Origin of the sequence: Actinomadura gamaensis (assembly GCF_042652125.1) — a bacterium.
GTDB classification, from domain to species: domain Bacteria; phylum Actinomycetota; class Actinomycetes; order Streptosporangiales; family Streptosporangiaceae; genus Spirillospora; species Spirillospora gamaensis.
The window spans coordinates 469,783-482,268 of record NZ_JBHSIT010000007.1; the positions used below are offsets into that span (position 1 = coordinate 469,783).

General features: G+C 72.7%; 11 protein-coding genes. 5 read left to right on the forward strand and 6 right to left on the reverse strand.

Annotated elements, in window-relative coordinates; genetic code table 11:
* Positions 1–26: 26 nt before the first annotated feature.
* The 3 genes from ACFPCY_RS25240 to sucC form a co-directional block, all read right to left on the reverse strand.
* The gene (locus ACFPCY_RS25240) at positions 27–1,673 is read right to left on the reverse strand and encodes a Coagulation factor 5/8 type domain-containing protein (RefSeq protein WP_378259135.1); all 1,647 of its coding nucleotides are present in this window, start codon (positions 1,671–1,673) and stop codon (positions 27–29) included.
* Between the two features lie 193 nt (positions 1,674–1,866).
* Complete coding sequence (sucD, locus tag ACFPCY_RS25245; protein ID WP_378259138.1) at positions 1,867–2,754, reverse strand: succinate--CoA ligase subunit alpha; 888 nt, start codon at positions 2,752–2,754, stop codon at positions 1,867–1,869.
* Positions 2,755–2,757: 3 nt separating this feature from the next.
* The gene (gene sucC, locus ACFPCY_RS25250; protein WP_378259140.1) at positions 2,758–3,936 is read right to left on the reverse strand and encodes an ADP-forming succinate--CoA ligase subunit beta; all 1,179 of its coding nucleotides are present in this window, start codon (positions 3,934–3,936) and stop codon (positions 2,758–2,760) included.
* Between the two features lie 467 nt (positions 3,937–4,403).
* On the opposite strand from sucC, the gene ACFPCY_RS25255 reads away from it, so the two are divergent.
* The gene (locus ACFPCY_RS25255) at positions 4,404–6,215 is read left to right on the forward strand and encodes a glycoside hydrolase family 15 protein (protein ID WP_378259142.1); all 1,812 of its coding nucleotides are present in this window, start codon (positions 4,404–4,406) and stop codon (positions 6,213–6,215) included.
* Positions 6,216–6,269: 54 nt separating this feature from the next.
* On the opposite strand, the gene ACFPCY_RS25260 is transcribed toward ACFPCY_RS25255, so the two are convergent.
* Positions 6,270–7,037: a TSUP family transporter gene (locus ACFPCY_RS25260; protein ID WP_378259144.1), complete on the reverse strand. Its 768-nt coding sequence runs from the start codon at positions 7,035–7,037 to the stop codon at positions 6,270–6,272.
* Between the two features lie 143 nt (positions 7,038–7,180).
* Here ACFPCY_RS25260 and ACFPCY_RS25265 point away from each other — a divergent pair, with 143 nt between their 5' ends.
* Positions 7,181–8,479, forward strand: coding sequence for a Tm-1-like ATP-binding domain-containing protein (locus tag ACFPCY_RS25265; protein ID WP_378259146.1), 1,299 nt, complete (start codon positions 7,181–7,183; stop codon positions 8,477–8,479).
* Positions 8,480–8,602: 123 nt separating this feature from the next.
* Here the strand turns inward: ACFPCY_RS25265 and ACFPCY_RS25270 are convergent, their stop codons facing one another.
* Positions 8,603–9,148 (reverse strand): GNAT family N-acetyltransferase, encoded by a 546-nt coding sequence (locus ACFPCY_RS25270; protein ID WP_378259149.1) that lies wholly within the window; start codon positions 9,146–9,148, stop codon positions 8,603–8,605.
* 79 nt (positions 9,149–9,227) lie between these two features.
* On the opposite strand from ACFPCY_RS25270, the gene ACFPCY_RS25275 reads away from it, so the two are divergent.
* From ACFPCY_RS25275 to ACFPCY_RS25285, 3 genes are all read left to right on the forward strand, one after another.
* A complete protein-coding gene (locus ACFPCY_RS25275) occupies positions 9,228–9,815 on the forward strand; it encodes a TetR/AcrR family transcriptional regulator (RefSeq protein WP_378259151.1) in 588 nt (195 codons plus the stop codon).
* A 65-nt stretch (positions 9,816–9,880) separates the two neighbouring features.
* The gene (locus ACFPCY_RS25280) at positions 9,881–10,729 is read left to right on the forward strand and encodes an amidohydrolase family protein (RefSeq protein ID WP_378259153.1); all 849 of its coding nucleotides are present in this window, start codon (positions 9,881–9,883) and stop codon (positions 10,727–10,729) included.
* Positions 10,730–10,923: 194 nt separating this feature from the next.
* Positions 10,924–11,493 (forward strand): TetR/AcrR family transcriptional regulator, encoded by a 570-nt coding sequence (locus ACFPCY_RS25285; protein ID WP_378259155.1) that lies wholly within the window; start codon positions 10,924–10,926, stop codon positions 11,491–11,493.
* On the opposite strand, the gene ACFPCY_RS25290 is transcribed toward ACFPCY_RS25285, so the two are convergent.
* Complete coding sequence (locus tag ACFPCY_RS25290; protein ID WP_378259157.1) at positions 11,490–12,455, reverse strand: helix-turn-helix transcriptional regulator; 966 nt, start codon at positions 12,453–12,455, stop codon at positions 11,490–11,492. The two genes, ACFPCY_RS25285 and ACFPCY_RS25290, sit on opposite strands and share 4 nt — an antisense overlap.
* Positions 12,456–12,486: the final 31 nt, after the last annotated feature.

Here is a 12,486-nt window from a genome sequence, read left to right on the forward strand (position 1 = left end):
GTCGCGGGACGTCCGGAGGACGGTCGTCAGCCGCCCGGCGGCGGCGTGTAGGCCTCCACGCGCTCCCACATCCGCAGGTACGCCTCGGCGCCGTTGGCCATGTCGTCGGTCAGTTCGGGGCCGACGGTCTTGCGCATGTCCTCGATCCAGTCAGGGACGAGGCCGTAGTTGGCGACGCCGTCCACGTTGAGGTCCCAGGTGCGCCGGCCGGTGCGGAGCTTGTCGAGCGTGACGCCGCTGAGCGCCTTGAACGGGTACTGGACGTCGCTGCCCTTGCGCGGGCCGGGCAGCGGGCCGAACCCGTTGGCGTCCAGGCCGTAGCCGAAGCCGAACAGGCCCGTCCCGCCCGCCTGCCGGTAGGCCTGCTTCGCCTGGCGCCAGCCGCCCGCGAACTGGTCGGCGGGCGAGCCGTACTCGGTGACCATGCCGCCGAGCCGGTAGATCCGGGCGAAGTAGCTCGGGTCGGCCCAGCTGTGCGAGGAGATCACGCCCGGGTAGTGCGCCTTCTCCAGGATCGTGAGCGTCTGGTCGGCGGCCTTGGCGCTCATGTGGTCGATCTGGACGATCATCTTCCGCTTGATCATCTCTTTGATCATGTGCTCGCCGAGCGGCGTCAGCCCGCGCGTGTTGCAGTGCGGCGCGGCCGGGTAGAACGGCGCGGGCAGGTTCGGCAGGCCGAGCGCGGTCCGGACGGCGAGGGGCAGCGTGACCTGCGGCGTCACCGTGTTGTCGTGGGCCGGCCCGGTGCAGGTCTCGACGTTCCAGAACTGGCCCGTCCCGACGAAGTTGCCGATGTTGACCGCGACGCCGACCGTCCCGCCGTCCATCCGGACGCCGCACAGCGCGTTGTCGAACTTGTGGCAGACGAACATGCTCGTCACGCCCTCGGCCTTCATGTGGTCCAGGCCCCGGTCGATCTGCTCCTCGGTGCACTGCGGGACGTCCCGGACCTCCCGGCAGCCGAACGGCTCGGACGTCTCGATGCTCTCGACCACCGCCAGCCTCCCGGACGCCGCGACCGCGCGCGCCTCCTGCGGCGTGTGGACGATCCGGAACCAGCCCTTGCCGGGCCCGCCGCTCCGCTGGTCGATGTAGTCCTGCATCGCGACGGCCTTGCGGTGTTCGAGGTCGATCGTCGCGTCCTCGTCGCAGGGGTTCTTCTTCAGCGGGTACAGCTCGCAGAGCACCCGGTTGGCGACGTACTGGTCGACGATGACCCGCAGCCCGCCCTGCCAGGCGCGCTCCAGCCAGGTGTAGTAGACCTGCTGGTGGGTGAGCGAGTTGTAGGCGGGCCAGTCCTTGAACGTCGGCCAGCCCACCGGGTCGTGGGTGCCGAACGGCGAGCCGTTCTTGAGGAAGTTCTCGAAGATCGCCAGCTCGCCGTGCGGGTAGTGGTCGGGGCAGTCGCGCAGCGCCGCCTCGATGCCGTCCGGGTCGAAGGGCTCGCCGCAGATCATGCGTCCGCCCATGTCGTCGGCGCCTTCGATGTGGGTGTGCGCGTCGAGGAAGCCGCGCACGTTCCCGGCCGCGGGCGCGGCGGCCGTTCTCGGCGCGGTGGCGGGCCGGCTCGCGGACGCGGCGGTCCCGGCGAAGGCGGGGACGGTGGCGCAGACCAGCGCGATCAGCAGTGCCGCGAGGGGGCGGGACGTGCGCGGGGCACGCGGGAGTCTCATGGCCGCTCCAGGGGGGTGGGGGCGATGCGCCCCCATTAGAACATGAGCACTGTTCACGTTCTATCCCCGGAACACACAACCTCAGCCCACGGCGCGCGCACCCGGAGCCAAAACGGCGCACGCCCGGCGGCGGAACGAAAGACGCCCGGGCCGCAGGCGGCTCGGGCGTCCCTCGTGGGCCTGATCGGAAGGATCAGAGGTTCCGCATGATCTCCGCCATGAGGCGGGCGGTCTCGCTCGGGGTCTTGCCGACCCGGACGCCGACCTTCTCCAGGGCCTCCTTCTTGGCCTGGGCGGTGCCCGCCGAGCCGGAGACGATCGCGCCGGCGTGGCCCATCGTCTTGCCCTCGGGGGCGGTGAAGCCCGCCACGTAGCCGACGACCGGCTTGGTGACGTTCTTCTCGATGAAGGCCGCCGCGCGCTCCTCGGCGTCGCCGCCGATCTCGCCGATCATGACGATCGCGTCGGTGTCGGGGTCGTCCTGGAACGCCTGGAGGGCGTCGATGTGCGTGGTGCCGATGATCGGGTCACCGCCGATGCCGACGCAGGTGGAGAACCCGAAGTCGCGCAGCTCGTACATCATCTGGTAGGTCAGCGTGCCCGACTTGGACACCAGGCCGATGCGGCCGGGGGTCGTGATGTCGGCCGGGATGATGCCCGCGTTGGACGCGCCGGGGGACGCGATGCCCGGGCAGTTCGGCCCGATGATCCGGGTCTTGTTCCCCTTGGACTCGGCGTACGCCCAGAAGTAGGCGGTGTCGTGCACCGGGATGCCCTCGGTGATGACCACGCACAGCGGGATCTCGGCGTCGATCGCCTCGACCACGGCGTCCTTGGTGAACTTCGGCGGGACGAACACGACCGACACGTCCGCGCCGGTCCGCTCGATGGCCTCCTTGACGGTGCCGAAGACGGGCAGCTCGGTGCCGTCGAAGTCGACCGTCGTGCCGGCCTTGCGGGCGTTCACGCCGCCGACGACCTTCGCGCCGGAGGCGAGCATCCGGCGGCCGTGCTTGGAGCCCTCGGAGCCGGTGATGCCCTGAACGATGATCTTGCTGTTCTCAGTGAGCCAGATGGCCATTTCTCACGCACCTGCCGCGGCGAGTTCGGCGGCCCGCTCGGCCGCGTCGTCCATGGTCTCGACCTGCTGGACGCCGGGCAGCGCCGCGTCCGTCAGGATCTGGCGGCCGAGCTCGGCGTTGTTGCCGTCGAGCCGGACGACCAGCGGGCGGTTCACGGCCTCGCCGCGGTCGGCCAGCAGCTTGTAGGCCGACACGATGCCGTTGGCGACGGCGTCGCAGGCGGTGATGCCGCCGAAGACGTTCACGAAGACCGACTTGACGTCGGCGTCCGACAGGACGATCTCCAGGCCGTTGGCCATCACCTCGGCGGACGCGCCGCCGCCGATGTCGAGGAAGTTGGCGGGCTTCATGCCGCCGTGCCGCTCGCCCGCGTAGGCCACCACGTCCAGGGTGGACATGACCAGGCCCGCGCCGTTGCCGATGATGCCGACGTTGCCCTCGAGCTTGACGTAGTTGAGGTCCAGGGCCTTGGCCTTGGCCTCCAGCGGGTCGGCGCCCGCCTTGTCCTCCAGCTTGTCGTGCTCCTGCCGGAAGCCCGCGTTGTCGTCCAGCGACACCTTGCCGTCGAGGGCCTTCACCTGGCCGTCGGCGGTGAGGATCATCGGGTTGACCTCGACGAGGGTGGCGTCCTCGTCGGTGAACACGGCCCACAGCCGCTCGATGATCGCGGCGGCGCCGTCCAGCGCCTCCTCGGGCAGCCGGCCCTGCTCGGCGATCTCGCGCGCCCGGGCGGCGTCCACGCCGTCCAGCGGGGAGATCGGCACGAGCGCCAGCCGGTCGTGCGGCACCTCCTCGATCTCCACGCCGCCCTCGACGGAGCAGATGGAGAGGAAGGTGCGGTTCGCGCGGTCGAGCAGGAAGGAGAAGTAGAACTCCTGCGCGATCGCCGAGCCCTCCTCGACCAGGACCTTGTGGACCGTGTGGCCCTTGATGTCCATGCCGAGGATCTGGGTCGCCAGGGCCTCCGCCTCGTCGGCGTCGTCGGCGAGCTTCACGCCGCCGGCCTTGCCGCGGCCACCGGTCTTCACCTGGGCCTTGACGACGACCTTCTTGCTGCCCGCGGAGAAGAGCTCCTCCGCGATGGCACGCGCTTCCTGGGGAGTATGGGCGACCTTGCCGGTGGGCACCGGTACCCCGTACTCGGCAAAGAGTTCCTTTGCCTGATGTTCGAACAGGTCCACGAGGCGTCCTTAACGGATCGACAGCCAATGACCGCGGGTCGAGTGGGGGGTACACGGGGACTCATGGCGCCGTGCGGCCGCCACTCTGCGGTCCGCTCCGTCGAAGCAGCCTAGTCAACCCCGGTCCATGGTCATGCCGCCGGGGTCCCGGCGGGTTCCCCGAGGGCGTGTGAGGTTGCTCATCCCGCGCTCGGATCGGGCTCGCCGTGGGTCGGCGCGGGGGTGTGATCCGGGGGCTTTGGGGGTGGGTAGGAATCCTGCGGAGAATGCCTCGTTCACCCCCCGCGCAGGACTGCGGCATTTGGCGGAGTTTGATGTACTAAGGCCCGTCTCAGGGGGGAGGTGCGGTGGCGGACAGCGGAGTCGGGCCGGCGGTTTCACCCGCAGCATCGCCTTCACCCGCGGCATCACCCGCGGCACCGCCCGCGGCATCGCCCGCGGCCGGACGGGCGGCGTGGCCCGGGCGCGTGCGCCGCGCCTCCGCGCTGCTGCTGGTCTCCGCGCTGGCCGCGACCTGCGGCGTCACCCTGCCCGAGAACGGCGACCCGGAGTGGACGAGCCCCGGCCTCGTCGGCGGCGGAGGCTGGCCCTTCGCGGGCGACCCGCTCCCCCCGTCGGACGCGGCGGGCGCGCGCTACCTGACCGACTCGTCGGTCGTGCGGCTCGCGGACGGGCGCGTCCGGCTCGTCCCGACGGGCGGGGAGGAGGCCATCACGGTCCCGGCTTCGGACCCGCGCGTCGCCGAGGCCGTCCGGTCCGACCAGACGTGGCTCGCGCGCGGGACGGTCCCCGGCCGCCTCATCCCGCAACTGCTGCCGTGCCGGCCGAAGGGCAAGAACCGTCCGCTGCGTCCGGACGACGTGCTCCTGACCGCCCGCACCGAGGTCGAGTCGCTGAAGGGGCCGGGCGGGATCCCCTCGGCGCCGGGGACGAAGGCGGACGCCGCGATCCGCGACCCCTCGGGGCGGCCGACCGCGAAGGAGATCGTGGAGAAGGGCTGCGTGCCCGTCCAGTCCCGGACGCCGCAGCCGCAGGTGCCCGCGACCGGGACTCCGACGCGTCCGCCCGCTCCCGGAAATCCGAAGAAACCGAGGCCGAAGCCCACTCCGACCCCCACTCCGACGCCCACTCCGACCCCCACGCCGTCGCCGACCCGGAGTTCGTCCGAGAGTCCCGCGCAGGAGGCCGGACGGCACGGGCAGCTCACGGTCGCCACCGCCACCGCCAAGGCGAACGGCTACCGCGACATGGCCGCCCGCGCGCTCCAGGACCTGCGCCTGCTGACCAGGCCGAACGGCGCGTCGCTGGCGTCCTGGTACGGCGCGTGGCGGTACTCGTGGCCGCGCGACTCGGCGTTCGCGGCGGCGGCGTTCACGGTGACCGAGCATCCCGCCGAGGCCCGGCGGATCCTGCGGTTCCTCGCGCGCGTGCAGAGCCGGAACGGGATGTGGGCCGCGCGCTACAACCCCGACGGCAGCGCGGTGGCGGACGGACGGCACGCGCAGCTCGACTCGCTCGGCTGGGTGCTGTGGGCGGCCTGGTTCTTCCGCGCCGAGAACCCGCAGGCGGCGGCCGACCTGCCGGAACTGTGGACGATGGTGCGCCGCGCCGCCGACCGGCTGGTGGCGTCGCTGCGCTCGGACGGCCTGCCGCCGCCGTCCTCGGACTACTTCGAGCGGCCCGCGTCCGCCGAGCAGGACCCCCACCGCGCCACGCTCGGCGTCGTCGGACCGGTGCTGGCGGGCCTGCGGTCGGCTGCCGCGCTCGCCCGCGACACGGGCCACGGCGACCAGGCGAACCGGTACCGGTCGGCCGCGCACCGGGTGCAGAACGCGGTCGCGGCGAGGTTCGCGCCGCTCGGCTACCCGCGCTCGCCCCTCCGCGGCGGGCGCATGGACACCTCGGTCACCTTCCTCAGCCCGCCGTTCGGCCCGGCCGACCCGGGCGTGACCGACGCCGTCCGCACCGCCGCCGGGAAGCTCGCGCTGCCGAACGGCGGCGTCCTGCCGGGCGAGCGCTGGTCGGGCAACATGAAGGTCGCCTGGACGCCGGAGATGGCGCTGTTCACGCTGTCGGCGTCGGCGGGGGGCCGTCCGGACGAGGCGATGGCCCGGCTGGACTGGCTGTCGGCGCACCGCACGTCGCTGGGGGCGCTGCCGGAGAAGGTGGACGAGTACGGGCGTCCGGCGGCGGTCGCGCCGCTCGGCTGGACGTCCTCGCTGGTCGTGCTGAGCCTGGCGGCGCTGGAGAAGCCGCTGCCCGTGCCCGATCCGGGCTGACCCGCCCGGGCACGGCCGTGTCCGGCCGCGCTAGGCGAACTGCTCGTAGCCGAGCTAGGCGAACTGCTCGTAGCCGAGCTTGGCGACCAGCAGCGTCACCACGCACAGCAGGACGACCCGGACGAACCCGGAGCCGCGCCTGATCGCGGTCCGCGCGCCGAGCTGCGCCCCGGTGGCGTTCGCGACGGCCATGCCGAGGCCGAGCGCCCACAGGATGTGCCCCTGGACGGCGAAGACGAGCAGCGCGCCGAGGTTGGTGCTGACGTTGATGATCTTGGCGTGGGCGGACGCGTGCACGAAGTCGATCCCGAGCAGCGCCGTGAACACCACGACCAGGAACGTTCCAGTGCCGGGGCCGAGGATGCCGTCGTAGAAGGCGATCGCGAGGCCCGGCACGAGGATCGCGGCGGCGACGCGGCGGCGCGTGCGCAGCACGATCCTCGGCTCGCGGCCGAGGTCGGGGCGGAGCACCACGAGCGCCGCGACCGCCAGCAGGACGACCATGATGACCGGCTTGAACACCTCGGAGGAGATCACCGAGGCGCAGAGCGCGCCCGCCGCCGAGCCCGCGACGGCCAGCCCGGCCCCGGCGACCGCGACGGTCCGGTCGATCTTGGTGCGGCGCAGGTAGGCGTAGGCGGCGCTGGACGTCCCGGCGATGGAGGCGACCTTGTTGGTGGCCAGCGCGGTGGCGACCGGCTGGCCGGGGTTGAGCAGCAGCAGCGCGGGGAGCTGGATGAGCCCGCCGCCGCCGACCACCGCGTCCACCCAGCCCGCGCCCAGCGCGGCCGCCAGCAGCATGCCGACGTGCTCGATTCCCACCCGGCCGCCTCCTGTAATCGTTAAATGAAGAACGTCACTTACTCTAGCGCCACCCACCCCACCCGCAGCTAGCCGTTCCGGCAGGAAACCCGGCCCGGAAGGTCTCTTGTTTCGTGACATGCCGATCACGCACCGTGTGACCCATGGTGACTGTGGTGCTGATCGGGACGCTCGATACCAAGGGCGTCGAGTACGGCTGGGTGCGCGACCGCCTGCGCGCGCTCGGCGTGGACGTCCTCCTCGTGGACACCGGGACCCGCGCCGCCCCGCGCGTCGCGCCCGACATCACGCGCGCACGAGTGGCCGAGGCCGCCGGGCTCGCGCTCACCGATCTCGGACGGGACCGTGGCGCGGCCGTGACCGCGATGGCGCGCGGCGCGTCCGCGATGCTCCGCCGCCTGCATGACGAGGGACGCCTACACGGCGTCCTCGCGATCGGCGGTAGCGGCAACTCAGCGCTCTCGTGCGAAGCGATGCGCGCGCTTCCGGTAGGCGTGCCCAAGATGATGGTGTCGAGCATGGCGTCCGGGGACGTGTCTCACTATGTGGGCGGCTCGGACCTCACGCTCATGTACAGCGTCGTGGACGTGGCGGGCATCAACCGCGTCTCCGAGCGCGTCCTCGGAAACGCGGCCGCCGCCGTAGCGGGCATGGCCCGCGCCTACGCCTCCGTGTCCGGTTCTGCGCGCGCTCACGCGTCCGGTTCCGTGGCGAGGATCGCCGGCGGCCAAGCGGCGAGGCCCGTCATCGGCGCGACCATGGCCGGGGTCACCACGCGCGGCGTGGACGGCGCGCGCGAACGCCTCGCGGACCTCGGCTACGAGGTCCTGGTGTTCCACGCGAGCGGCGCGGGCGGACGGTCGTTCGAGGCGATGGCGGGAGCGGGGGAGCTCTCGGCCGTCCTCGACGCGACGCTGCTGGAGGTCTCGACCGGCCTGCTCGGCGGCGTGGGCGCGGCCTGCCGGGACCGGCTCCGCTCCGCCGGACGCGCCGGAATCCCGCAGGTCGTGTCGCTGGGCGCGCTCGACATGGGCAAGTTCGGGCCGTCCGTGCCGGACCGGCTCGCGGGCCGGCACGTCCACGTGCACAACGCGTCGGTGACGGTCGTCCGGACGAGTCCGGCCGAGTGCGCGGCGCTCGGACGGCTCGTCGCCGACCGGCTGCGGGACGCCGCCGGGCCGGTGTCCCTGTTCGTCCCGCTGCGCGGCCTGTCCTCGCTGGGCGCGCCCGGCGGGCCGTACCACGACCCGGCCGCCGACGCGGTGCTGTTCGACGCCGTCCGGGAGGGGCTCGCGGGGTCGCCGGTCGAGATCCGCGAATGCGACACCGACGCCGACGACCCCGAGTTCGGCCGCGCCATGGCCGACCGCCTGCACGCCCTGCTCACCGAGCGCGAGAACCGCGCCGCCTGCGGAGCGGGCTCAGCGCGCCACGCCTGCTGAGCGGGGACGGCGCCGGCTGCGGAGCGGAGTCGGCGCGCCGCGCCTGCGGAGCGAGGTCGGCGCCGCCTGCTGAGCGTTGGTCGGCGCCGCCTGCTGAGCGGGGACGCCGCGTGCGGCGGGAGGTCAGCGCGCGCGCCAGTCGTCGGCGAGGATCGACCAGAGCTGGTAGTCGCGCTGCCTGCCGTCGAAGAAGAAGCCCTGCCGGATGGTGGCGTCGTAGCTGAAACCGATGCGCTTGGCCGCCGCGATGCTCGCCTCGTTGGACGGCTCGCAGCCCCACTCGACGCGGAGCATGCCGCGCTCCCCGACCGCCCAGTCGATCATCGCGCGGCAGGCCGTCGTGACGAGGCCGCGCCCGCGCGCCCAGGGCGCGAGCCAGACGCCGAGCTCGCAGACGTGCCGCTGGGTGTCGAAGATCCGGAACAGGGTGCCGCCGCTGAGCACGCCGTCCAGCCAGATCCCGTAGAGGCGCGGGCCGTCGGCGGCCTGCGAGTCGGCGAAGTCCTGCAGGTAGGCGCGGGCGGCGTCCACGTCCCACAGGTTGGCGGCGAACGGGATGTAGGCCCGCAGGCTATCCCGGACCTCGTCCACGTGGGCGTAGAACTCGGCCGCCTGCCACGGTTCCAGCGGACGCAGCTCGGCCCCTTCGGCCAGTGTCAGACTCAGCATCCGGACCCTCCACAAGTGCATACCGAACGTTTGTTACGTACGATAGACCCGCCCGCCGACCGGAAGGAAACCGATAAACGTGCCCGCCCGAGGAGACCACGACGCCCGGCGCCGGGACGTGTCCGCCGCCGTGTGGCGGGTGCTGGCCGCGCACGGCTTCGACGGCCTGACGCTGCGCGCGGTCGCGACCGAGATGGGCTCGTCCACCGGCCTGCTGACGCACTACTTCCCGAACAAGAGGGCGCTGGTCGCGTACGCGCTCGACCTCGCCGAGGAGCGCACGCTGGAGGGGCGGATCAAGCCGTCCGGGCGCGGCCTGGCGGCGCTGCGCGAACTGCTCGCCGACATCGTGCCGATCTCGGACGTGGCGGTCGAGATGAACCGGGTGTGGGTGAGCTCCTGGGACGCCGCGCTCGCGGACGCCGACCTCGGCGAGCGCGAGACCCGCCGGTACGAGCGGTTCCGCACGCTGCGGCTGCGTCCGTTCGTCGAGGAGGCCGTCGAGCTGGGAGAACTCCCGGCGGACACCGATGCCGACGACGTCGCGACGATGCTCGCCGCGTTCGCGCACGGCCTGGTCGTGCAGGTGCTGTTCGATCCGGACCGCTATCCGCCGGAGCGGCAGCTCGCGCTGCTGGACCGAATGCTGACGGCTTTGTCCGCCTAGCGAAGGATCGACCTCCAACCCCTTTTTCGGCCAAGATGTCCAGCCAGAGCCGAAAGGGGTCTTTGGTGACCGTTCTGGAGTTCGTGGACGCCCATGTCCATCATTGGCAGTCGAGCGTGCACGACTGGTATCCGATGCTTCACGTGACGCTACCGGAGGTGCCGCGCGACTATCCGCCCGCGCGGTTCCGGGAGGACGCGGCGAGCGCCGGGGTGCGCATCCTCGGCACGGTGCACGTGTCGGCGACCACCGTGCCCGGCGCGTTCCTGGACGAGACCCGCTGGCTGGACGCCATGGCCCCGCCGGACCGTCCCTCGGCGATCATCGGCTCGATCGACCCGGACGTGTCCCCGCCGGTGGTCGAGGCGCAGCTGGACGAGCAGTCCCGCAGCCCGCTGTTCCGCGGCGTCCGGGTGTTCGCGGGGCTGTGCCCGGACGGCGACACCGCCGCCACTCTCCTGCGTGAGCTGGGCAAACGCGATCTGATCTTCGACCAGGTGATCCGGGCGCCGGAAGTGGACGCCTACCTCGCCGCGCTCGCCAAGGCGCCCGACGTGCGGGTCGTCCTGGAGCACGCGGGCTGGCCCGAGGCGGGCGACCCGGAGGAGTTCCTCCAGTGGCGCGAGGGCCTCGCCAAGCTCGCCGCGCTCCCCCGCGTGGACTGCAAGATCTCCGGCCTCGGAATGCCGCTCGGCCGTCTCGACGCGGCCACCCTGCGCCCTTACATCGAGACCTGCCTCGACCTTTTCGGCATCGACCGCTGCTTCTTCGGAAGCAATTTCCCGGTGGACGGACTTTCCGGCACCTACGCCGAACTGATGGACGCCTACGAGAGCGTCACTTCCGGCCTTTCCGCTGATGAGCGACGCAAACTCTTCGTCGAGAACGCGACCCGCCGGTACCGCCTGGCCTGATCATCAGCAGCCTTCTCGCCGCCAGGGCCTCTCCCGCCGCCCGGACCATTCCCGCCGTCCGGGCCTTTTCCGCCGACCGCGCGCTCTTCGGCGATCCGGCGTTCGATCCCGCTCTCTCGCCATTGGCGAGTTCGGGCCGCGCGGCCCGAACTTGTCAATGGAAAGTTCGGGGTGTCCTGGCCTAGGCTGGCCGGGTGAGTCCGAGCTACCACCACGGCAACCTGCGCCGCGCCGTCATGGACGCCGCCGTCACGGCCATCGAGGAGTCGGGGCCGTCCGGCTGGAGCCTGCGCGAGCTGGCCCGCCGCGCCGGGGTCTCGCACGCCGCGCCCGCGCACCACTTCGGCGACAAGGCCGGACTGCTGACCGCGATCGCCGCCGAGGGCTTCGACCTGCTCTCCGAGGCGCTCACCGGCGCCGGGGACGACCTGCTGGACCTCGGCGTCGCCTACGTCCGGTTCGCGGTCCGGCACCGCGCCTACTTCGAGGTGATGTTCCGTCCCGAGCTCTACCGCACCGGCGACCCGGACCTGGCCGCCGCGCGCGTCCGCACGCGTGAGCTGCTCGAACGCGCCGTCCGGCCGCTGTCCCCCGACCCCGAGTCGGCGCTCGCCGCCTGGTCCATCGCCCACGGCTTCGCCGGGCTGTGGCTGAGCGGCGCCCTTCCGACCGGGGCCGGGTCCGACCCGGAGGCCGCCGCCCGGCCCGTCCTGGCGAAGCTCTTCGCCCTCCAGATCCCCGGCGAGCCCGCGCCGCGCGCTTAGCGGCCGTCCTCCGGGACGGCCCGGAGGCAGCGTTCGGCGTGGGCGCGAAGCGCGTCCGGGAAGCCCGGCGGGCCGTCCCGCAGGGTGAAGTCGAGGTCCACGGACGCGATCATCCAGACCAGCGCCCAGAGCGAGTCGGCTCCGACGTGCATGAGGCAGCTCGCGTCGTCCACGGGCTCCAGCACGCCCACGCCCGGCCACACCCGTTCGGACGCCGTCGCCGCCGGGACGTGCAGCGTCACGGTCGCCCGGAACGGCCACGCGCGGTACGCCAGCCGCCGCGACACGAACGCCGCGACGCCGCCGTCCGGCACCTCGCGCGGCGCGAAGCGCGGGCCGCTCGGCGTGCGCGGGCTGAGGCGGTCCACGCGGAAGGTGCGCCAGTCGTCGCGATCGACGTCGTACGCGACGAGGTACCAGTGGCGGCCGAAGTTGACCAGGCCGTACGGCTCGGCCTCGCGGACGGAGCCGTCGCCGTCCGAGCCGGTGTAGCCGAACCGCAGCCGCTCGTTGCGCCGGCAGGCGTCCGCGATCGCCATCAGCGTGTCCGCGCCGATCTCCGGCCCGGACGACCCGACCCGGACGGTCGCCCGCTGGAGCGCGTTCACCCGGTACCGCAGCCGGGACGGCAGGACGCGTTCGAGCTTGCCCAGCGCGCGCAGCGAGGTCTCCTCGATGCCCGCGACCGAGCCGCCCGCCGCCGTGCGCAGCCCGACCGCCACGGCCACCGCCTCGTCGTCGTCCAGCAGCAGCGGCGGCAGGGACGCCCCGGCGCCGAGCCGGTACCCGGCCGCGCCCTGGACGGCCTCGACCGGATAGCCGAGCTCGCGCAGGCGGCTCACATCCCGCCGGACGGTCCGGACGGTCACGCCGAGCCGTCCGGCCAGGTCGGCTCCGGACCAGTCCCGGTGCGTCTGCAAGAGCGACAGCAGCCTGAGCAACCGCGCGGAGGTCTCCAACACGTTCTCCAGGCTGCCAGATGCTTAGGACCGA